This window comes from Nonomuraea sp. NEAU-A123 (assembly GCF_018603905.1).
In the GTDB taxonomy this organism is placed as follows: domain Bacteria; phylum Actinomycetota; class Actinomycetes; order Streptosporangiales; family Streptosporangiaceae; genus Nonomuraea.
Genome location: NZ_JAHFZZ010000014.1, coordinates 223,843 through 246,436, shown reverse-complemented (window position 1 = coordinate 246,436; position 22,594 = coordinate 223,843). Strand labels below are relative to the sequence as shown.

The window sequence follows — 22,594 nt, the reverse complement described above, 5'->3', positions numbered from 1 at the left end:
TCAGCCGCCGTACCTGGCGTCGAGCACGTCGGCCAGCGGGGCGATCGTCACGCCCGCCGCGATGAGTTCCTTGCGCAGGAGGTGGGCGAGCGCGATGGCGCCGGGGGTGTCGCTGTGCAGCAGGACGGTGTCGCACTCGACCGGGATGTCCCGGCCGCCGACGCTGCGGATCACCCCTTCGGTCACCAGCCGGACCGTCCGCTCACTGATCTCTCGCTCGTCATGGATGACCGCGCCGGGTTCGCTCCGCGGCACCAGGCTGCCGTCGTCGCGGTAGGCCCGGTCGGCGATCCCGACGATGCCGACCCGCAGGCCACGGGCGCGGGCGGCCTCGGCGAGTTCCCCGTCCTGCGCCAGGACGATCATCGACCGGTCGAGGGAGGCGACCGCGTCGGCCACGGCGGCCGCGTAGTCCGGCCTGATCGCGACCAGGTTGCCGAGCCGGCCGTGCGGTGCCACGTGGCGTACCCGGGTGCCATGCGCGGTGGCGAACGCCTGCAGGGCTCCCACCTGGTAGAGCACATCGGTACGGACCTCGTCCGGTGCCAGATCCATCGCGCGGCGGCCGAACCCGACCAGGTCGGGGAAGCTGGGGTGCGCGCCGACGGCGACCCCGCGCTCGACGCAGTGGCGTACGGTGGCGTCCATGATCCGCGGGTCGCCCGCGTGGAAGCCGCACGCGACGTTGGCCGAGGTGAGGACATCCAGCAGCGCCTCGTCGTCACCCATGGTGTAGGCGCCGAACCCCTCACCGAGATCGGCCACCAGATCGACCGTGTGTGCCATGTCGTCCTCCGCTCAAGAGGTCAGAAGAAGCGCGAAGCGCGCAATTGAGCTGGGCTGTTACGATCCCGCCGGGGGTTGCCGGTCAGGCCCGAATTGCCGTTTTGGTGACCGTAATGCGGGGAGATGGGCACATCAAATACACATTGCGTGTGACGTGATAGGTCCCCGCTATGACCGCGTACCTGCTCCGGCCCCATGTCCGGCCCGTACGATGAGCCCCTGGCAAGGCTGGAGGTAGCCGATGGACACCAGGCGTCTCTACTCGTTCGTCAAGGTCGTCGACGCCGGGAGCATCACGCGCGCCGCCGACATCCTGCATATCGCGCAGCCCGCGCTGAGCCAGCAGATCTCCATGCTGGAGAGCCAGTTCAAGCAGCAACTGCTGATCAGGAGCAAGCGCGGGGTGGCGCCGACCGAGGCCGGGCGCGCCCTCTACCGGCACGCCCAGCTCATCCTGCGCCAGCTCGAGCACGCGCAGGCGGCGATCGACGTCTCCGGCCGGGCGCCCGCCGGAGGCGTCTCGGTCGGCCTGGCGCCGTACAGTACGGGCGCGGCACTGGCCCTGCCGCTGCTGCGGGCGGTGCGCGAGCGCTACCCCGACATCCTGCTGCACATCAACGAGAACTTCGGCGGCGTCATCAGCGAAGCGATCATGACGGGCCGCATGGACATGGCGTTCATCTACGACGCCGGCCCCATTCGCGGCGTCCAGTTCGAGCCGATGCGCACCGAGGACCTCTACCTGGTCGCCGCCCCGGGAACCGGGCTGGCATCAGAGGGAGACGAGGTCTCCATCGCGGAGCTGGCCGACGTGGGCCTGCTGCTGCCGAGCCGCATTCACACCATCCGCCAGGTCGTGGACGCCGCCTTCCGCCATGCCTCACTCGAGCCGAAGGTCGTCGGCGAGATCGAGTCGGTCCTGACCCTGGTCAGTGCCATCAGCGCCGGTCTCGGTGCCACGGTGCTGCCCTGGTCGGCGGCGCAGGCCATCCTCGACGTACGGAATCTGGTGGTGCGGCGGATCGTCAACCCCACGATCGAGGTCAAGCTCTCGCTGTGCACGTCCCACCACCAACCGCTGTCGGAGCCCGCCCTCGCGGTGCACGATCTCTTTCACGAGCTGATCCTCGAATTCGGCAAGAATTCGGGTGGCCGATGACGTCACACACACTTGGTATTGGTCAAACCCCCTGAGCTCTGACTAGCGTTCGCCGCCAGAACCAAGAGGCATCAGGGGAATACGAAAGCGGTACCAGCATGGCTAGCAGCCCCCTGTTCGACATCGAAGGGAGCATCGCGCTGATCACCGGATCCAGCCGGGGCATCGGCCGTGCGCTGGCCCGAGGGCTGCTGGAAGCCGGTTGCACGGTGGTGCTCAACGGCCGTGACGAGGCGGTCCTCGCGCGGACCCGCGCCGAACTGGCCGGACTCGGCCCGGCGGCTGACGGCAAGGTCTTCGCCCGAGCCTTCGACGTGACCGACTCCGCGGCCGTGGCCGCCCATGTCGCCGCGATCGAGGACGAGGTAGGACCGATCGACATCCTGGTCAACAACACCGGGACGCAACACCGCGCGCCGCTGGTGGACTTCACCGACGAGGACTGGCACCGGCTGGTCGGCACCAACCTCACCAGCGCCTTTTTCGTGGGCCGGGAAGTCGCTCGCCGGATGGTCCCGCGCCACCGCGGCAAGATCATCAACATCTGCTCGGTGCAGAGCGAGACGGTACGGCCCGGCATCGCCCCCTACGCGGCCACCAAGGGCGGGCTGAAGCTGCTGACCAAGGGCATGTGCGCGGACCTCGGCCCATCAGGCATCCAGGTCAACGGCCTGGGACCGGGATATTTCGCGACCGAGCTCACCGAGGCGCTCGTCGCGGACGAAGAGTTCAGCGCGTGGGTGCGGGGGCGCACCCCGGCCGGCCGGTGGGGCCGGGTCTCCGACCTGATCGGCGCCTTGATCTTCCTGGCGTCACCCGCGTCCGACTTCGTCAGCGGGCAAGTGTTGTACGTCGACGGCGGAATGCTGTCCGTTCTCTGAGGGAGCACATATGCGTGCCTGCGTTGTCCACAAGGCGGGCGATCTCCGGGTCGAGGAGTGGGATCCCGGCCTTCCTCGCGCCGGGGAGGTGCTCGTGGCCGTGACCCTCGGCGGCATCTGCGGCTCGGACCTGCACTACTACCATCGCGGCTCGGTCGGTGACTTCCAGGTCCGCGAGCCCCTGGTGCTCGGCCACGAGGTCGTCGGCCGGGTCCACGCGCTCGGCCCCGGTACGGACGGCCCTGCCGCCGGCGCACCGGTGGCGATCCACCCGGCCACCCCGTGCGGCGCGTGCCCGGAGTGCGCGGGCGGCCGGCGGAACGTGTGCGGTCAGGCCCGCTATCTCGGCAGCGCCGCACGGATGCCCCACGTTCAGGGTGGTTTCGCCCAGCGGCTGGTCGTCCCCGCCGATCAGGTACGAGCGCTGCCGGCCGGGCTCGACCCGCGCGGGGCCGTACTGGCCGAGCCGCTGTCCGTCGCTCTGCACGCGGTCCGCCGCGCCGGGGAGGTGGCCGGGAAGCGGGTGCTGGTCACGGGCGCCGGTCCCATCGGTGCCCTGGTGGTCGCCGCGTTGCGGCACGCGGGAGCCGCCGAGGTGATCGTCAGCGATCTGCTGGACGCTCCCCTGGACATCGCCAGGAGAGTCGGCGCCACGGCCACCGTCCGGGCCGACCGCCCCGACGACCCGGCGTGGCCGGACGACGTCGACGTCGCCATCGAAGCGTCCGGCTCCGGGGCGGGCCTCGGCACCTGCCTCCAGCGGGTACGCCGCGGCGGCACGGTCGTCCTCCTCGGCCTGCTCCCACCCGGCGAGACCGGGTTCCCCGGCAACGTGGTGGTCACCCGGGAGATCACCATGCGGGGCGCCTTCCGCTTCGACCACGAATTCGACGACGCGCTGTCGCTGCTGGCCTCGGGCTTGGACGTCCAGCCGGTCATCAGCCACACTCTCCCGCTGGCCCAGGCGGTCGAAGCCTTCGACCTGGCCGGCGATCGTGCCGTGGCGTCGAAGGTCCTGCTCGATCTGGGCGGCGAATGACAGGGCGTCCCGTCGCCGTCCCGCTCGCACGTGCCCCCGAATAAGCAACCGGAACGCGCCGACCCTGGCCCTTCAGATCGGCGAGAGGGTTACGGGTTCGCTGGGCAACCCCGACGCCATCAGGGCGGGCGGTCACGCCAAGCACGTGCACGAACCGGGTGCCGGCCTCCACCGCGAAGAAGACGTACAACCTTTTGCACGGCTACGAACAAGTTCTCCGCGGGATTTCCAGATTCTGGCGTCGAGCAACCCCAACTGCCTTGCTGCGGTCGAAAATGACGTGACGCGGCGACACTGACGGCATCGACCCCGGCCTGCGGCTCGGCTGGATCGTGGTCGTCATCGGCGGGCACCCCTGAGCCCCGAGGAGGAGTTCTCCCGCCGGCAATCGGATGGACCGGACACCGGTCCGACTCCCCCATCGGACCCGGCAGAGCATCGGCCCTCTGAGATGTCGTCGAATTCCTGACCGGCAGTCAAATTCAAATCAACAGCGGAACGGAATCACCGGGCCAAGCAGGCGACGAGCGCGATGGCGGGCAAATTCTTCGAGAAATCGATTTCCCCATGGAATTTATTGTTATTTTATCCTCGCCATTCATCCCATCACAAAAGCGAGCCCGCCGTCATGCGCAAGGCACACCCGTTCGTTCACGTTGAAGACGGCCGGAGCGACAGAGCCGTGACAACGCCAGCACATCTTCCCACGTCAGAGCCATCCCCCCAGAAGAATGATCTTCCTTTTCAAGCGTGTTACGCAGTTGTTATCACGCTTCCCCTTGATCTCGGGTTGAAGACTATTCACTATTCGACCTTGGGCCCTTGAAAATCTTTTGTTCGGTACGGCCTGCGTGGGGGGAAGCACATGCGCGGAGGCAGGACTACGTCGTTATGGGTGCGGCTGTTAGCCGCGCTCGCAGCGCTTGTCGTGTTGGTGCCGATGGGTGGAGTGGCCGTCGCCACGCCCACCATTGCACCCGGTGCGTTCATGCAGATCGTGGCGCACGAGGACGACGACATCTTGTTCATGAACCCCGATATCGACGACTCGATCCAGTCGGGGGCGGCGAACGTCACGGTCTTCATCACCGCGGGGCAGGTCACCGGAGACGGTGATACCGACGAGCAGCGGGCCCGTAATCGGCAGCGCGGCATGCTGGACGCCTACGCCAGGATGACGGGGGTGCCGGATGTGGATCCGGCCGCCCAGGAGGAGTGGACCGGGGTGGCCTGGACGATCGCGGATCGGCAGGTCGAGCGGTACACGCTCACGGCCCATCCGCAGATCCAGCTCGTGTTCATGAACATGCGGGACAACGAGATCGGCTGGTTCAACTGGGTGGACGACTTCGTCGATCACACGATCATCCCCGAGGGCGGCCTGGTGAGCGAGTCGTACACGTACGAGCGCGCTGACGTGATCGCCGTCCTGGCGGGGTTGATGAACCACTACGAGCCCAACGTGCTGCGCGCCCAAGACCCCATCGTCGACAACCGCTACGACCCGGGCCACGGCGACCACGTGGCCGCGGGACGGTTGGCCGGGGACGCGGCCGAGGCGTCAGGCTTGCCGATTCTGCTGGTGAACTACCGCGACTACAACATCGCCGACGCGCCGATGAACCTGACGACCGCGATCAGCGCCCGCAAGAGCGCGATCATCGATCACTACATCCAATACGACCACGCGTTCGACCCGAACGTGTGGCCTACCCGGATGTACTACCGCTGGGCCAGGGGAACCCATTGGGCAGGCCGGAACGCTGATGGCCGACCCCAGATCTTCGTAGTGCGCAACGGTGTGGTGAACACCTACGGGCAGACCCTGCTGGGAGCGTGGGACGGCCCGCACGTGCTGGCCGGCGCGGGCGGCGCCTTGGCGCCCGCGATCAGCGTGGGCAAGCAGGCCGACGGCCGGTTGGCGATCTTCGCCAGGCGAATGACCGACCACCACATCGTCACCATGTCCCAGACCGCGGCCAATGGCGGCTGGACAGGGAGCTGGACCGACCTTGGCAATCCCCACACGGACTGGGAAATCCAAGAACAGATCGGCCTGCCCGTGGTCGCCTCCAACGCCAACGGCCGGATGCAGATGTTCGTCAAGAACGGCAATGGCGGGGTCAGCAGCCGCGTCCAGACCGCGGCCAACGGCGGCTGGGGCGGGTGGCAGAACCGGGGCGGCACGGACGTACAGGACGGCCTTACCGCCGTTACCACGCCGCTGGGTCTCATTGAGGTGTTCGCCAGTTCCAGGACTCGACTGCTGCGCTGGTATCAGTCCACGCCCAATGGCAGTTTCACTCTCTCTACCACCGTCCCGTCGATGACCCCGGCCAGCCCGCCCTCGATCGCCCTGTCCCAGGACGGGCGTCTCCACGTGGCCTACCGCCGCGCCGGCACCGCTGACATGGTCGTCAGCTACCAGCTCGTCGCCGGTGGCGCCTGGAGCACTACGCCTGCTGTGATCGGGGGACACGCGGGGGTCGGTGAGCCCGCTCTCGTCACCACACCGGCTGGTCCGGACGCGCGGATCCTGATGTTCGAGCGCAACGCCGGGACCGGGGTCAGCATGACCAAGCAGTTGATCGCGAACGGCAGCGGTTATGGCGCGTGGGCCGACCTCGGTGGAACCATTGTCGATTATCCGGCGGCCACTCTTGATTCGAGTGGGGCTGCCGTGATGTTCGCCATCGGGACCGATGGCGTCGTTCATGCCCGCAAGCAATCGGCGCCGGGAGCCGACAGTCCGTTCGGGGACTGGGAGGCTCTGCCCTGATTCACCGGAGTGCGCAGGATCTCGGCGGGGTGGGCCATGCGCCGCGTTGGCGACCGGCCGCCCAAGCGGGGCCTATCGGCAGACGCGGGCCCGCTCGATGTTCACCGGCAGCACCGGTTTGCCGTCCACCGGCGGCGCCGGATCCCCGGGCGTCGGCTGGATTCCTCCCGCCGCGATCCGGTCCAGCACGGCCAGCCCGGCGGCGTCCACGGTGCCGAAGATGGTGTAGTCCGGCCGCAGCCCCGAATCCCCATACACGAGGAAGAACTGGCTCCCGTTCGTGTTCGGCCCCGCGTTGGCCATGGCCAGCACGCCTCGCGCGTATGTCTTCCGCAGCCCGGTCGTATCCCCCGGCCACGGCGGCAGGTCGACAGGCAGCTCGTCCTTGTACCGATATCCCGGCCCGCCCTCGCCGGTGAAGCTGGGGTCGCCGCACTGCAGCACCTTCAACCGGTCATAGGCGGTCAGCCGATGGCACGAGGTCACGTCGTAGAACCGGTGCCGGATCAGGTGGACGAAGCTCTGCACCGTGCACGGCGCCTTGGCCGGGTCGAGGGTGAGCCCGATTTCTCCGTGGTTCGTCTTCAGCACGGCGGAGACGGGCCGGGCAGGGGTGCGGCGCGGGTCAGGCGGCAGTGGCACCTCGCGCACGGCCGGGTCGTCGGGCGTCTCGGTGTACTGGCACGGGCCCTTGGTCACCTTCGGCGGCCGGGCCCCGTCCGTGGTGGGGGCCGCGGCCGTCGTGGGCTCGTCCGGCTCCGCGGACGCGGGTGGCGCGAACGCCACCACGCAGCTCGCCGCCACCGCCACTGGTAACCATGCTCTACGGATCATGACACCCTCCTTCGCGGAAGGTTTAGTCGATCTCAACCGTCACGTCAACCATCGGTGAGCACGGTTGTCCAGAAACCCGTCTCGGTCACTTGCCGCGCATCACCGCCGGCTCATGGCGGCGCAGCATGCGGGCCACCAGGAAAGCGCAGACCACCGCGAGGACGGCCAGGACGCTCATGTCCAGGAACCAGGTGCCGAAGTCCTGGCTCCACAAGGGGTCCGGCGGATCCTGGATGTGCGGGATGAGCTGGCCCACGTCGAGCGTGCCGGCCAACGCGGCCAGCGCCCAGCGAGCCGGTACGAGCCAGGAGATCTGCTCCATCACCGGCTTGCCGTCCAGGTGCACCAGCGCCCCGCAGAAGACGAGCTGGATCAGTGTGACGAGCACGAGCAGCGGCATGGTCGTCTCGCTGGTCTTGGCCAGCGCGGAGATGAGCAGGCCCACGGTCATCGCGGTGAACGACAGCAGCGCGACGGCGAGCGAGAGCTCGGTCATCGGCGCGGTGAACACCCCCTTGTCGTACGTTTTGACATTCAGCATCGCCACGTAGGTCAGCACGACGCCCTGCGCCACGGTGATCAGGCCGAGCACGAGCAGCTTGGAGCAGAGATAGGCCGATCTGGACAGCCCGACCGCCCGTTCTCGCTGATAGATGGCGCGTTCCTTGACCAGTTCGCGCACCGAGTTCGCGGCACCGGTCAGGCAGCCGCCGATGCACAGGATCAGCAGCAGGTTCGCCGCGTTGCCGTTACTGTTCGGGCGTCCCATCAAGTCGCCGGTCGGGACGACCCGAGCCAGCAGGCCCATCACGATCGGCAGGGCGATGGTGATGCCGAGGAACAACCGGTCCGCCACGATGCCCCGGCAGTAGCGGCGCACCAGCGTACTGAGCTGCTCGGGCCAGCTCTGCTGTTTCGGCGGGATCTCCCGCTGTACGGGGCGCCTCGTCGAGACCGGCGCGATCAGGTCGGCCGCGATGTACTTCTGGTGCAGCGGAGATCGCGCGTACTCGCCGGCCCAGTCCCTGGCCGGGTCGTCGAACGCCAGGAACACGTCCGCCCAGTCGGTGAACCCGAGGAACGGCAGCGCCTCGTCAGGCGGGCCGAAGTAGGCGATCTTCCCGCCCGGCGCCATCACCAGGAGCCGGTCACAGATGTCCAGATTGGCGACGCTGTGCGTGACGACGGCGACGGTACGGCCGTCGTCGGCCAGCCCCCGCAGCATCTGCATCACCGACTTGTCCAGCCCCGGGTCCAGGCCGGAGGTCGGCTCGTCGAGGAACAGCAGAGACGGCTTGGTCAGCAACTCCAGGGCGACACTGACGCGCTTGCGCTGGCCGCCGGACAGCGAGGAGATGCGGTTGCCCCTGCGGTTCTCCAGCCCGAGCTGCTGGAGCACCTCGTCGACCCGCGCCTTCCGCTCGTGCTGCCGGGTGTCGTCGGGGAAGCGCAGCTCCGCGGCGTAGATGAGGGCGCGGCGCACGGTGAGCTGGCTGTGCAGGATGTCGTCCTGCGGCACGAGGCCGACCCGCGAGCGTAGTTCGGCGTAGTCGCGGTAGAGATCGCGTCCGTCGTACGTGACGACGCCCTGGTCGGCGGGGCGCAACCCGGTGAGTGCGCGCAGCAGGGTGGACTTGCCCGAACCGCTGGGGCCGACGATCGCCAGCAGGCACTTCTCGCCGACCGGAAACGACACATGGTCCAGGAGCACCTTGCCGCCCCCCACGGTGACGGTGAGGTCGTGCGCCTGGAGGCAGACCTCGCCCGTGTCGGCGTACTCCATGAGCGTGTCGCCCACGAGCTGGAACGTCGACGGCCCGATGCCGATGAGATCGTCCGGGGAGATGCGGGCCCGCTGCACGCGCCGGCCGTTGACGTACGTGCCCATGCGGCTGCCCACGTCGACGATCTCGTGGCCATCGCCGGTGATCCGGAGTTCGGCATGTCGCCGGGACACCCGCAGATCGGTGACGACCATGTCGTTGTCCGGCGTCCGGCCGATGCGCACGACCTGCGCGCCGCCGAGGTTCCTGACGGCGGCCGGCGCACGCCACTGTCCGGTGCGCGGGAAGCGGACCGTGGGCGTCGGCTGGATCTCGGGGGCGCCGCCTTCGGGTGCGGGGGCGGCGCGGAAGCCGATGAGTCCGCCATCCGCCGGGTGGCCGAGGCCGATCCTGGTTCCCGGACCGACGACGACCCGCTGGACGCGGTGGCCACTCACGTACGTACCGTTGCTGCTGCCCGAGTCCTCCAGGATCCACTGACCGCCCTCGAACCGCAGCACGGCATGCGTACGCGAGACGTGATCGGCGTCGACGACGACATCCGACCCCGGATCGCGGCCCAACCGGTAGGAACGCCCCGGATCGAGGGTCACAGATACGCCATGGCCTTCGACGACAAGCTGCGTCACGAGACCGCCTTTCTCACGGAGGGCAAGAGATGACGAAACGCTTCGTCATCCCGGACGGGGGTGGCCGGTCATATCGGCGGCCGGTGTGATCGTCCCGAAACCGGTGCCGGCTTGCCGTAGCAAGTCCGCCAGCTCGGTCCGGGAGGTGATGCCCAGCTTGGGGAAGGCACGGTAGAGGTGATAGCCGACGGTCCGCGGGCTGAGGAAGAGCTGGGCGGCGATGTCCCGGTTGGACGACCCCTGTGCGGCGAGGGACACGACGTGCCGCTCCTGCGGCGTCAGCCCGCGCAGTGCTTCCGGCAGCGGCTCGGCCGGGCTCGCCTCCCCTGTCGCGCTCAGCTCGGCCGCGGCGCGCTCGGCCCAGGGGGTGCTGCCCAGCGACTCGAACGCGGCACACGCGGCCCGCAGATGAGAACGGGCTTCGGACCTGCGCCTGATACGGCGGAGCCACTGCCCGTAGGCGAGCTCGGTCCTGGCCCGCTGGAAGGAGGCCGGGGACGGGCCGTGCAGGTCGAGCGCGCCGGTGAAGAGCGGCTCCGCCTCGCCGTCCGGCGCGACCAGCGCCCGGCAGCGCAGCGCCACCGCGCCCACCCAGCGCTGGCGCGTGTCGCCCGCCCACCGCTCCAGCAGGGCCAGCGGCTCGGCGGCGGCGCCGGGCAGGTCGGCCTGGACGGCCGCGTCGACCAGGTCGGCCGCGCAGTGAACCGCGACCACCGGGTGGTGCGCGGGGCCGGCGACCACGCGCGCCAGGTGCTCCACGGCGGCGCCCGCCCGGCCCCGTCCCAGCTCCATCAGGCCGAGCGCCCAGGTGGCCAGCGCCGCGCTGGCCGGCGCGTCGTGGTCGGCACAGTAGGCCAGGCTCGACTCGGCGTAGGCCCGGCAGCGCTTCTCATCGCCGCTCAACGCGGCGATCAGCGCGACCAGGCCGCTCAGGTGCCCGACTCGGTGGGTCTGGCCGAGGTCACGGGCGAGCTTCAGCCCCTCGGTGGCCTGTCTGAGCGCTTCGGCCTTGCGGCCGCTCAGCAGGAGGGCCTGGGCCTGGAGTTGCAGGGCGTACGGCAAAAGCCCCATCAGGTCCTGGTGGCGGCAGTCGGTCACCAGCGTGTTGGTCAGCCGCAGCGCCGAGCCGGCGTCGGCGGCCATCAGCCCCAAAGAGGTGGCGGTGATGGCTTGCTGGGTGGCCAGGGCGGGCGTGTGCTCGACCAGCTCGCCGATGGCGGCGAAGCCGCTGAACGGGTCACCGGCCATGATCTTCGCCAGCGTGGGCAGCGACCGGGCCAGCGGAGTGGACCAGGTGGGCTGGGCGCCTGACCGCGCGACCCGCGAAGGGGCTCGCGAAGCCGCCGGCGCCGCCCAGACGGCGGCGGCGATCTGGGCGGCGAGCCCCTCGTCGCCGCTGTAGCCGAACAGCCGGATCGCGTCGGCGATCATCACGATGGCCATGGCGTGGTCGTCGTCGCCGATCCTGGCCGCCGAGTCGAGCAGCATCCGCGCGGCCTTGGTCGGCGAGCCGATCTCGCACTCCACGGTGGCCAGCACGCGGGCGGCCGAGGCCAGCGTCGATGGTTCGGCGCTCAGCTCGGTCGCGCGGGTCGCCAGGTCCGCCGCGCGGCGTTGCTGGCCGGCGTCGCACGCGGCGACCGCGGCGGCGGCATAGCGCCGGGCGCGTGGCCGGGGGTCGGTGGTCAGCTCGGCTGCGCGCTCCAGCGCCGACGACGTCCCGATGGCCGCCAGCTCGCGCGCGATCTCCTCGTCCGGCCCCAGTACGGCGGCGGCGAGATGCCAGACCCGCCGCTCGGGCGACACCTCGGCCAGGGCTTGGTGCGCGGCGATGCGGGCCGAGACCGGCGCGGACTGGTAGGCGGCGACCAGGATCAGCAGGTGGCGAGGGGTGAGCCCGGCCTGCCGCACCTCGACCAGCTCGGCGGTCTCGGCGGGCGCCAGATCAGCCGGGGTCGCTCCGGCGGCGGTGAAAAGCTCGGAGTGAGCGGCCGGAACCGCCCTGGTAGCGGCGAGCAGCTCGGGCAGGGAGGCCGCCGGGTCGGTGGCGGCCAGCAGGAGGAGGAAACGAGTCCGCTCGGGCAGGGCGCGTAAGCGCTCGCCGTACAACTGATCGGCCCGCCGCGAACGTCCGGGCCAGCCGGTGTAGAGGCCCAGCGGTGACAGCCCGCCCTCGACCTGCGCGGGGCTGATCCCCGCGGCCAGCTCGCACAGGGCCAGCGGGTTGCCGCGGGCATCACCGACGATCCGCTCACGCACCTGCGGGACGATGCCCGGCCGGCGCTCGGCGACGATGTCCAGCGCCGCCTGCCGGTCGACACCGGGCAGGTCCAGCTCGTCGATTCCGCGCAGCGCGGGCAGCTCGCCCTCGGCGGCCAACAGGATCACCACGCGCGCGGCGGCGAGGCGGCGGACGCAGAAGGACAGGACCGCCAGGCTCTCCCGGTCCAGCCAGTGCGCGTCGTCGATCAGGCAGAGCACGGGCCCCCTCCCCGCCAGGTGACGCAGGAGGTTCCAGGCAGGCAGGTACGGTTCGCCGGCCGCGTGAATGCCGGGCACCTGGCCCAGGTGGTCGAGGACGTCGCGCTGCTGGGCGGGCAGGTGTTTCCAGCGCGGGCGGGTGGTCGCCAGCAGCATGTGCAGGCCGCCGTACGGGAGGTGGGACTCCTCAGGCGTACCGGAGGCGCGGAGTACGATTTGATCACTCGCGATCTCGGCCGCGAAGGCCAGCAACGCGCTCTTGCCCGCCCCGGCTTCCCCGCGCACCATCAGAGCGCCGCTCTCACCAGCGAGAAGTCGCATGATCCTGGCCTGCTCCGCGATGCGCCCGTGCAGCACGAGGCGAGAGTACCGGACTTGTAGTGGATCTCATACCTAACCGGGAAGGTTCGGACGACCTAGATCCACGTCCCCCGTACAGATGTGGGACGGACAGGTGGCGATTACGGTCGCCGCCGGAGGTCTGCATGAGGAACCGTTGGGCTACCCGTCTTTGCGCTGCACTGACAGTGAGCACCCTTGTCATCAGCGTCGCAGCTCACGGAGCCACTGCGGCTCCCAAGGAGCCCACGCTCCCCGAGCAACGGCTCGGGTCGGCGGCGAACCGCGCCCACCAGGTGGCGGCGGACGCGACCCAGGCGCGGACCGAGCCGACCAAGCGGGCCGCCGCCAAGCCGCCCAAGGGGACCGTGCCCCAGGAGGCCCCGAAGACGCCCAAACCTGTCTCCCGGCTGTCGAACAGACCGCAGCAGGTGAGCGCGGCGACCGGCAAGCCGGGCAACAGCGAGGTCCACGGGTTCGACGCCAAGCAGAGCCAGGTGGTGCCCAGGCTGGGCGACGCGACGTCGAAGGTCTTCCAGAACCCCGATCAGACCTACACCGTGCGCACGTACTCCAGGCCGGTGCGTTACCAGACGGCCACCGGTGAGTGGGCGGACATCGACCTCAACCTGACCGGCGCGGCCGGCCGCTGGCGGCAGGCGGCCAACGACGTCGGAGTCGAGGTGGCCGACAACGCCGCCGACCCCAGGCTCCAATCGCTCACCTTGGACGAGGGCCACAGCCTGTCCTTCGCCCTCCAAGCGGCAAAAAGCACCAAAGCCAGTATTTCCGGAAATATCGCGAAATACAGTGAGGTGCTGCCGGGGACCGACATCGAGGTCGAGGCCACCTGGAACGGGATCAAGGAGTCGCTCGTCCTGACCTCCGGCCAGGCCGCGACGGGCCCCTGGGACTTCCCCTTCCAGGCCAAGGGTCTGACGGCGCGAAGCTCGCCGCAGGGCGTGGAGTTCGTCGACGAGCGAGGCGCCGTCCGCGTCACCGTCCCCGCCGGGTTCATGCGCGACGCCGCGGGCGCCCGCTCCGACGCGGTCAGCTACACCCTCATCGGCAACGTCCTGCGGGTCAGCGCCGACCAGAAGTGGCTGCGGGCCAACAAGCGCGTGTTCCCCGTGGTCATCGACCCTTCCTCCTACGTACGCACGACCAGCGGCGCCGCCTCCGACACCTACGTCGACAACCACTCCGGCGCCAACCACTCCGGCAGCGACCAGCTCCTGGTCGGCTCGCAGGACGGCACCAAGCGCAACAACACCTACATCAACTTCAACCTCGCCTCCCAGATCCCCCACGCCTATGTGACCGGCGCCGCGCTCTTCCTCTACAACACCCTGTCGAACTCCTGCTCGGCCAACCCGGTCACGGTGAAGGCGATCACCAGTAGCTGGAACGTCGGCACGATCGCCTCCTATCCCGGCGTGACGCTCGGCGACACCTGGGGCTCGGCCAGCTTCACCGGCGGCGTCACCTGTGGCGGCGCCGGCTGGGCGTGGATCGGGATCAACAGCGCGGGCCTGTCCGCCCTGTCGGACTGGGCCAACGGCGCGGGTAACAACGGCCTGGCGCTGACCGCCGACAGCTTCAAGGAGTTCGCCAGCGCCAACTCGGCCAACCCGCCGTACCTGCAGGTGGATTACAGCCCTTGGCGGGCGCTGTACGTGATCGGCTCCGATGCCACGATCGACCCGCCGGTGACGGCCAACAGCTTCGGCAAGCTCCCCGTCACGGTGATCAACAACGGGATGAACTCCTGGTCCCCCAGTACGGTCAAGCTGGGCTACAAGGTGTACACCACCGGCGGCACCTTCGTGGGCAGCTCCACCGCGGCCGCGAGCCTGCCCGCCACGATCGCCAACAACGGCTCGGCGAAGGTCAGCGCCACGATCGACTCGCTCAACCCGGGCTCGTACCAGATCTGCTGGGACATGGTGACGAACGGGCAGTTCTTCTCCGACTGGGGCGTACCCGTCTGGTGCGTCAGCCTGACCGTGGTCAACGTGCCGCCCCAGATCGACTCGATGTGGCCGGGCAGCGGGTACGTGGAGTCCACGCTGACGCCGGAGTTCACGGTCACCGGCCATGACGAGGACGAGTGGCCCGGCGGCTCGCTGAACTTCATCTTCAACGTCTGCCTGCTCTCCGACCCCAACACGTGCCCCGCGACCGGCCTGGTCAAGGGCGACTCCAACACCGGTGAGCAGAGCGCGAACTGGACGGTGCCGCAGGGCAAGCTCAAGTGGGGCGAGCAGTACGTGTGGCAGGCCCTGGTCACCGACGGCAAGACCTCCAGCCCGGCGACCGGGTGGAGCACGTTCAGCACGGTCGTGCCGCAGCCCCTGGTCTCCTCACACGTCTCCGACAGCGCGGGCACGGCCGCCGTCAAGGGCGTCGACCCGCTGACCGGCCAGTACGCGGCCACCACCACGGACGCCAGCCTCACCACCGCCGGTCCCGCGCTGGCGATCACCCGCTCGTACAGCAGCCTGAACTCCCGCGCGGGGATGTTCGGCGTGGGCTGGACCACCGCCTACGACATGAGGATCGTCACCGACGCGGACTGGACGGGCAACGTCGTCGTCACCTACCCCGACGGGCGGCAGGCGCGCTTCGGCCGCAACCCCGACGGCACGTACGCGCCGCCCGAGGGCCGGTCGGTGAGCCTGGTCAAGACCGATCTGGCGTGGTTCCTCCGCGACAAGTCCGGCGGCGCGTACGTGTTCGACCCGAACAACGGCCGGTTGACCGCGATCTACGACGACGACCTGCACGGCGAGTTCCTCACCTACAACGGCGACGGCACCCTCGCCAAGGTCGTGAACAAGCTCAGCGGCCGCGGCCTCTACTTCACCTGGACCAGCGGGGTGGTGACCTCGGTCGCCACCGATCCCGCCCAGGGAGCGCCCGCGTGGACCTATGGCTACGGCTACGGTCTGCTCGCCCACGTCTGCCCGCCGGGCACGACGACGGCCTGCACGAAATACACCTACAGCATGGTGTCGCACCACCGGACGGCCGTCGTGGACGCCGCCCCCGCGATGTACTACCGGCTCCACCAGGGCGCGACCAACGAGGCCCGGCAGTTCGTCGGCCAGGACGACGCGGAGGCGGTCAACCTGGCCTTCGGCGCGGCGGGCGCCCCGGCCGGGACCACGGACGGCTCGGCGACGTTCAACGGCACGAGCTCCTACCTGCGCATGCCGTACAACATCACCGACGACACCACCTACGCGGCGGTCGGGATGTGGTTCAAGACCACCAAGGCCGGCGTGCTGTACGGCGCGCAGATGAACACGCTGGAGGACTCCCGGGGCCCGCTCCCCTGGGGCTTCCTGCCGATGCTCTACGTCGGGACCGATGGGAAGCTGCACGGCCAGCTGGCCGACGACGGCAGTTGCGGAGGGATGAGCTCGACCGCGGCGGTGAACGACGGGGCCTGGCACCACGTGGTGCTGACCTCGAGCGGAACCTGGCAGGGCCTGTACGTGGACGGGTCGATCGTGGACGACCGCGCCAAGCAGATCATGCCCACCCACCTGCCGTACGCCAGCGTCGGTGCGGGCTACATGACCACCTCGGGCTGGTGCCCCGCCGCGCCCGCCGACACGCGCGGCCACTTCACCGGCCAGATCGACGACCCCGCCTTCTACACCCACCCGCTCGGCCCCACGGCCGTCACCGCTCAGTACAAGGCCGGTCAGTACACGGGCGTGCTGGAGACGGTCAAGCTGCCTTCGGGCAAGCTGCAGGCCACGCTCGCCTACGACGCCCAGAGCGACCGCGTCGCCTCGGTGACCGACGCCAACGGCGGGCAGTGGCGGGTGTACCCCGCCCAGACGCAGGGCTCCACCGAGTACTACCCCAACGCGGTCCTGAGCGCCCGGCCGCGCGAGTACTACCGCCTCGCCGAGTACTCCGGCACCCGGGCGGCCAGCGCGGCCTACGGCGACGGGCGCGACACCGACGCGACCTACCACAACGTCACCCTGAACCAGACCGCGCCCATCGTCCTGGCCACCGGCGGCGACACGGCCGCCGGGTTCAACGGCTCCAGCTCCTACCTGGAGCTCCCCGACCGCGAGATCAAGGGCGGCGGCGACCTCTCGGCCGAGCTGTGGTTCAAGACCGCCAAGCCCGGTGTCCTGCTCGCCTACCAGGCCCAGGCCCTCACCGACCCGGCCGGGCCGCAGGCGAACTACACCCCCGCGCTGTACGTCGGGACGGACGGCAAGCTGCGCGGCCAGTTCTGGGACGGCGCCGCGATCGCGCCGATCACCACGAGCACGACCGTGACCGACGCGAGCTGGCACCACGTCGCCCTGACGGCCTCCGGCGGCACCCAGTGGCTCTGGCTGGACGGTGCCGTGGTCGGGACCAGGTCCAAGGGGCCGGTCTCCACGGTCGCGCAGGACCATGTCTACGTCGGCGCCGGCTTCATCGCGGGCAACTGGCCCGCCAAGCCCGCCGACACGCTGGGCCACTTCACCGGCACCATCGACGAGGTGGCGCTCTACTGGAGCAGCCTGAACACGGACGCGATCCAAGCGCACTACAACGACGTCGCGACGTTCGGCATCCCCGGCACCACCGTGCTCGCCGCCGACCCGGGCGGCAAGGCGATGGTCTACAGCTTCGACCCCCGGCACGGCGGCCGCCCGACCTCCCTGTACGACGCGACAGGCGGCACCACCCGCTACGGCTACGACCTCAACGGCAACCTGGCCTCGGTGACCGACCCGGACGGGCACACCACCCAGCTCTTCAACGACGACCGGGGCAACCCGGTCATGAAGGTGACCTGCCGGGGCCCGCGCTCCTGCCAGACCTCCTACTTCACCTACTACCTGGACGCCGGCAACCCGCTGAACCCCCGCAACGACAAGCTCACCGGCACGTTCGACGCCCGGGCCACCTCCACGAGCGACACCGACCACCGCACCAGCTACACCTACGACATCTCCGGCGACCTGCTCAGCGTCACCACACCTCCCGTGAGCGGATCCGGTGCCGGTCGCACCACCAAGTACACCTACACCGACGGCACCGAGGCCGCCGTGGACGGCGGCACCGTCCCGGACGCGCTGCTCGCCTCCGTGACCACCTCCGGCGGCAAGACCACCCGGTTCGCCTACCGCCAGAACGGCGACCTCGCCCAGATGGTGGACCCGGCCGGGCTCACCACGAAGTACGACTACGACAGCGCCGGCCGCCCCACCGCCGTGGCCCAGGTCTCCGACGCGTTCCCGAACGGCGTCACCACCTCGATGGGGTACGACGCCCTCAACCACCTCACCGCCACCGTCGGCCCCACGACCACGGACGTGATCAGCGGCGTCAAGCACCTCCCGTGGGTCATCTACACCTACGACGTCGACGGCAACGTCACCCAGGTCGATCGGATGGACCCCACCGGTAAGGACGCCACCCGCACCACGACCTACACCTACGACTCCGCCGCCCGCGTCTCGTCCGTCAAGGACGCCGCCGGCAACACCACCACCTACGGGTATGACGCCTACGGCAACCTCAACCGCACCGTGGACGCCACCGGCGCCGACTACCGGCAGGTCTACGGACCGACCGGACTGCTGCTGACCAGCAGCCTCGCCAACTGGGTCGGCGACCCGCTGGACAACGGCTCCCCCAAGGAGCTGGTCCTCGAATCCCGCGCCTACGACCCGGCCGGACGCCTGGCCACGGTCACCGACGCCATGGGCCGCACCACCCGCAACCACTACTACGACGACAACCTGCTCGAATCGGTCTGGGCCGAGGGCTTCCACAACGCCGACGGATCCACCCGGGACATCCCGCTCCAGCAGAACACCTACGACAGCGCGGGCAACCTCATCCAGCGCGTCACCGGCAACGGCAAGAGCACGACCGCCTACACCGTGGACGCCGCCAACCGGACCACCGAGGCGCTGCTGGACCCCGCCGGCATCAAGCGCAAGACCACGTACGGCTACGACGATGACGACCACATCATCTCCCTGGTCCAGGCGCAGAACAGCGGCTTCACCTGGACCACGTTCGACCTCGACCCGCTGGGCCGGCCCCTGTCCCAGAAGGTCTGGGACGGCGCCGCGTGGCTCACGACCTCCTGGACCAGAGACCAGCGGGGCCTCCCCCGGACGATGACCGACCCCCGCGGCGCAGTGACCGACTACACCCACGACGAGGCGGGCCGGCTCACCACGACCAAGGCGCCGACGGTGGCCATCGAGCACCTGGGCAGCACGCCGTTCAACGTCAGGCCGTCGACGCGGGCCGGCTACAACAGCTTCGGCGACGTCGTGACGAGCGAGGACGCCGAGGGCTACCGGACCACGACCGCCTACGACGCCATGAGCCGGCCGCTCACCGTCACCCTGCCCTCCTACACGCAGGCCGGCGCCGGCGCCACGGTGACCGCGGGCTCCACAGCGACGTACGACGCGCTGGGCCGCATGACGCGCGCCGTGGACGCGCTCGGCCACGGCGACACCTACACCTACGACCAACTGGGCAACGTGGTCGCCACGACCGACGCGGCGGGCAAGCAGTCGCGGTCGGGCTTCGACGTGGCCGGGGAATGGCTCTGGACCCGGGACCAGGCGGGACGGGTGACCGGGGCGACGTACGACGACCTGGGCCGGCGGATCTCCGCCACCGCCGTCGACCGCACCCCCACCCCGGCCGGGTACACCACCGCCTTCGAGTACGACGACGCGGGGAACCTGACCTACGTCACCACACCGTCGGGCGCGCGCAGCCAGCTCGGCTACAACGCGGCGGGCGAGGTCGTGGTCGACGTCGACCCGCTCTCCCAGGCCCACTGGTACACCCGCGACCACGCCGGCCGGGTGACCAAGGTCTCCAACCCGGACGGCACCGGCAGCACGCTCACGTTCGACGGCGCCGGCCGGGCGACCGCGGTGGCCGATCTCGACGCGTCGGGCAACCAGCTACGGCCGACGACGATCAGCTACGACGCGGGGAGCAACCCGGTCACCGTCAACCGACCTGGCGGCGGGGTCACCACCTACGACTACGACGCGCTGAACCGGCTGACCGGCCAGCACGAGAAGACCACGTCGACGCACAGCGTCACCACGACATTCGGCTACGACGCGGTGGGCAACCGCACCCGCTTCACCGACGGCAACGGCAACGCCACCCTGTACGGCTACAACCCGTGGAACCTCCAGGTGGCGATGCTCGTCCCGACGACCACGGCCTACCCCACGCTCGCCCAACGCCAGACGATCACCGACTACGACGCGGCCGGTCGCCCCGTCCAGGTCAGCAAGCCGGGCGGGGTCACCATCGCCCGTACCTTCGACGCGCTGAACCAGCTCACCGCGGAGACCGGCGCGGGCGCCGAGACCGCTACGACCGCCCACAGCTTCGGCTACGACGCCGTGGGCCGGCAGACCTCGGCCGGGAGCGACACCTTCGGCTACGACGATCGCGATCATCTCGTCAGCACGGCGGGGCCCTCCGGCACGGCGTCCTTCACCTACGACGCCGACGGCCGCATGAAGGCCCGCACCGACAAGGCGGGCACGGCCACCTACGACTACGACGCGGCGAGCCGTCTCACCACGGTCCGCGACCCGCTCACCGGCGGGACCTCGACCTACTCCTACGACTCGATGGACCAGCTCAAGGCCGTGGACTACGGCGGCGCCAAGCGCTCCTTCGACTATGACGCGCTGCACCGGCCCACCTCCGACACGCTCAAGACCAACGCGGGCGCGGTGCTGGCCGCCATCGCCTACGGCTACGACGATGCCGACCGGCTCACCAGCAAGACCACGACCGGAACGGCGGGCGCCGGGGCCAACACCTACGGCTACGACCTGGCGGGCAGGCTGACGTCGTGGAACTCGGTCGCCTACGAGTACGACGACGCGGGCAACCGGACCAAGGCCGGAACGGCCGCCGCCGTCTACGACGCGCGCAACCAACTGGTCTCCGACGGATCGGCCGGCTACGCCTACTCGGCGCGCGGCACCCTGAGATCCAGGACGCCGACCGGCGGGAGCGCGAGCGCGACGAGCTACGACGCGTTCGACCGGATGATCACTGACGGTGCCACGACCTACGCCTACGACGGGCTGGACCGGGTCGCCTCCACCGCGGGCCGCACGTTCAGCTACTCCGGCCTGGGCAACACCCCGGCCGCGGCGGGTACCGAGCTCTACGGCAGGGACCCGGCGGGCAACATCGTCTCCGTCGCGGGCCTGTACGCCTTCACCGACCGGCACGGCGACCTCACCGCCACCTTCACCGGCGCGGGTGTGCTGACCGACTCGGTGGCCTACGACCCGTACGGGAAGGTCGTCGCCAGCTCGGGCACCAAGCGGGGCGTCGGCTACCAGGGCGGCTGGACGGACCCGGCCACCGGCAAGGTCAACATGGCCGCCCGCTGGTACGACCCGGGCACCGGCGCGTTCTCCAGCAGGGACACGCTCGAGGTGGATCCGATGCCGTCGGCGAAGGGCAACCGCTTCGCCTACGCGGACGGTGACCCGCTCAACCAGGTGGACCCGACCGGTCACTTCGGCTGCCCCGCCTTCGTGTGCGGCACCGCCAAGCAAGTGATCAAGGTCGTCAAGATCGACATCGCCAAGCCGGTCCTGACCGCGGCCGACTTCATCCTCACCGGTGGCGGGGAGGTCGGTGCGGCCGCGCGCGGCTCACGGTTCTGCGGTCCGGTGTGGCTCTACTGTCTCGCGGCGGTCGGCGTCACCGCCGGGGCGGCCTACCTGGGGGCGAAGTGGTGGCAGAACAACTGGTGGAAGGGCTGGCCGGACGGCAGCGGGCCGTACATCGACTACCCGGGCGGCTCCTCGCCGAGCAAGGGCAAGTCCGGCAGCACGCCCGGCGACGACGACGACCCCGGCTCCTCGCCGGACAAGGGCACGAAGACCCCGCCCAAGGCGGATCCGCCGCCGCCTCCGCCGCCCACGCCTCAGGAGCTCGCCGACATCGCCGCGAAGACGCGCGCGACCAGGCCGGGCCCCATCGACCATGACCAACTGCCTGGTCCGGCGGGCATCTCCCTGGCCGACGCGCTCGACAAGGGGCTCAATCACCGAGTCGACAACGCCATCGACAAGATCCTGGACAAGGTCGGCGTGGCCTTCACGCCGATCGAGGCCGGAGCGGGCGACGGGCAGCCCAACGGCGGCCTCGACCCGGCCCCGCACGTCATCGGCCAATGCTCAGGGGTGTTCGGCGCGGACGCGATGCAGGAGTGCCGTGTCGATCCGGGCCCGGGCGTCCCGCCGGATCCGACGGTGCAGCTCGACCCCTGCCGTGGCGTGACGGGTGCCGGCGCCGCCTGCTCCTCCGCGGAAGGGCTGTCCCTGGAGGACGCGGGGTACGGCGGCGGTAATGGTGCGCGGGCGCGCGGGCTGTTCGGGGGTGACTCCGTCAACCTGGCACGCGCCAGGGATGCCAGAAGGCCGCACTGGAGCGAGAGGCTCCCGATGAACATGGACACGGTCCGGCGAGTGGCCCAGGACTGGGACATCCGGATCGACGACCTGACCATCAGGATCGACAAGAAGATGGACGGGCAGGCTGGGGTGACGTATCCCAATCAGATGGTCCTGCTGCGGCGGGCGGCCTTCCGCAGCGAGGAACTGCTGGCCCGTACCCTCGCCCACGAGCGATTCCACGTGGGGGAGCTGCGCCAGGGCCTCCCCTACCCGACGACCAACGAAGAGGCGGACCCGTACGAAGACCGGGCCTATGCCTTCGAGGACGATTGGTGGGACAACCATCCACGTAACCAGTGACTCATGGGGTCGGGCGGCTCGTTCGACGAGCCGCCCGGACATCGATCGCGGTATATGTACGTAGAGCCGGAAGACGA

At 69.9% G+C, this 22,594-nt stretch carries 9 protein-coding genes; 5 read left to right on the top strand and 4 right to left on the bottom strand.

Annotated features, from left to right (window positions below; all coding sequences use genetic code 11):
• Positions 1 to 786: a LamB/YcsF family protein gene (locus KLK06_RS37445; protein WP_214640373.1), complete on the bottom strand. Its 786-nt coding sequence runs from the start codon at positions 784 to 786 to the stop codon at positions 1 to 3.
• Between the two features lie 241 nt (positions 787 to 1,027).
• On the opposite strand from KLK06_RS37445, the gene nac reads away from it, so the two are divergent.
• The 4 genes from nac to KLK06_RS37425 all read left to right on the top strand — a co-directional run bounded on the left by nac (position 1,028) and on the right by KLK06_RS37425 (position 6,644).
• Entirely contained in the window at positions 1,028 to 1,945 is a 918-nt protein-coding gene (gene nac / locus KLK06_RS37440) for a nitrogen assimilation transcriptional regulator NAC (protein ID WP_214640372.1), read from the top strand.
• Between the two features lie 98 nt (positions 1,946 to 2,043).
• A complete protein-coding gene (locus KLK06_RS37435) occupies positions 2,044 to 2,826 on the top strand; it encodes an SDR family oxidoreductase (protein ID WP_214640371.1) in 783 nt (260 codons plus the stop codon).
• A 10-nt stretch (positions 2,827 to 2,836) separates the two neighbouring features.
• The gene (locus KLK06_RS37430; protein ID WP_214640370.1) at positions 2,837 to 3,865 is read left to right on the top strand and encodes an L-idonate 5-dehydrogenase; all 1,029 of its coding nucleotides are present in this window, start codon (positions 2,837 to 2,839) and stop codon (positions 3,863 to 3,865) included.
• Positions 3,866 to 4,853: 988 nt separating this feature from the next.
• On the top strand, positions 4,854 to 6,644 hold the full coding sequence (locus KLK06_RS37425; RefSeq protein ID WP_214640369.1) for a PIG-L family deacetylase: 1,791 nt from the start codon (positions 4,854 to 4,856) through the stop codon (positions 6,642 to 6,644).
• A 72-nt stretch (positions 6,645 to 6,716) separates the two neighbouring features.
• Here the strand turns inward: KLK06_RS37425 and KLK06_RS37420 are convergent, their stop codons facing one another.
• From KLK06_RS37420 to KLK06_RS37410, 3 genes are all read right to left on the bottom strand, one after another.
• The gene (locus KLK06_RS37420) at positions 6,717 to 7,478 is read right to left on the bottom strand and encodes a peptidylprolyl isomerase (protein WP_214640368.1); all 762 of its coding nucleotides are present in this window, start codon (positions 7,476 to 7,478) and stop codon (positions 6,717 to 6,719) included.
• Positions 7,479 to 7,563: 85 nt separating this feature from the next.
• Positions 7,564 to 9,891, bottom strand: a complete 2,328-nt coding sequence (locus tag KLK06_RS62610) for an FHA domain-containing protein (protein ID WP_214640367.1) — start codon at positions 9,889 to 9,891, stop codon at positions 7,564 to 7,566.
• 45 nt (positions 9,892 to 9,936) lie between these two features.
• Positions 9,937 to 12,729: a helix-turn-helix transcriptional regulator gene (locus KLK06_RS37410; protein ID WP_214640366.1), complete on the bottom strand. Its 2,793-nt coding sequence runs from the start codon at positions 12,727 to 12,729 to the stop codon at positions 9,937 to 9,939.
• A gap of 170 nt (positions 12,730 to 12,899) precedes the next feature.
• Between KLK06_RS37410 and KLK06_RS37405 the strand changes: the two genes are divergently transcribed.
• Positions 12,900 to 22,517 (top strand): LamG-like jellyroll fold domain-containing protein, encoded by a 9,618-nt coding sequence (locus KLK06_RS37405; protein ID WP_214640365.1) that lies wholly within the window; start codon positions 12,900 to 12,902, stop codon positions 22,515 to 22,517.
• The last annotated feature ends 77 nt before the right edge of the window (positions 22,518 to 22,594 follow it).

Excerpts from the sequence above, each read along its gene's own strand:
- KLK06_RS37445 (WP_214640373.1), bottom strand. The coding sequence starts at position 786 with ATGGCACACACGGTCGATCTGGTGGCCGATCTCGGTGAGGGGTTCGGC.
- nac (WP_214640372.1), top strand. The coding sequence starts at position 1,028 with ATGGACACCAGGCGTCTCTACTCGTTCGTCAAGGTCGTCGACGCCGGG.
- KLK06_RS37435 (WP_214640371.1), top strand. The coding sequence starts at position 2,044 with ATGGCTAGCAGCCCCCTGTTCGACATCGAAGGGAGCATCGCGCTGATC.
- KLK06_RS37430 (WP_214640370.1), top strand. The coding sequence starts at position 2,837 with ATGCGTGCCTGCGTTGTCCACAAGGCGGGCGATCTCCGGGTCGAGGAG.
- KLK06_RS37425 (WP_214640369.1), top strand. The coding sequence starts at position 4,854 with ATGCAGATCGTGGCGCACGAGGACGACGACATCTTGTTCATGAACCCC.
- KLK06_RS37420 (WP_214640368.1), bottom strand. The coding sequence starts at position 7,478 with ATGATCCGTAGAGCATGGTTACCAGTGGCGGTGGCGGCGAGCTGCGTG.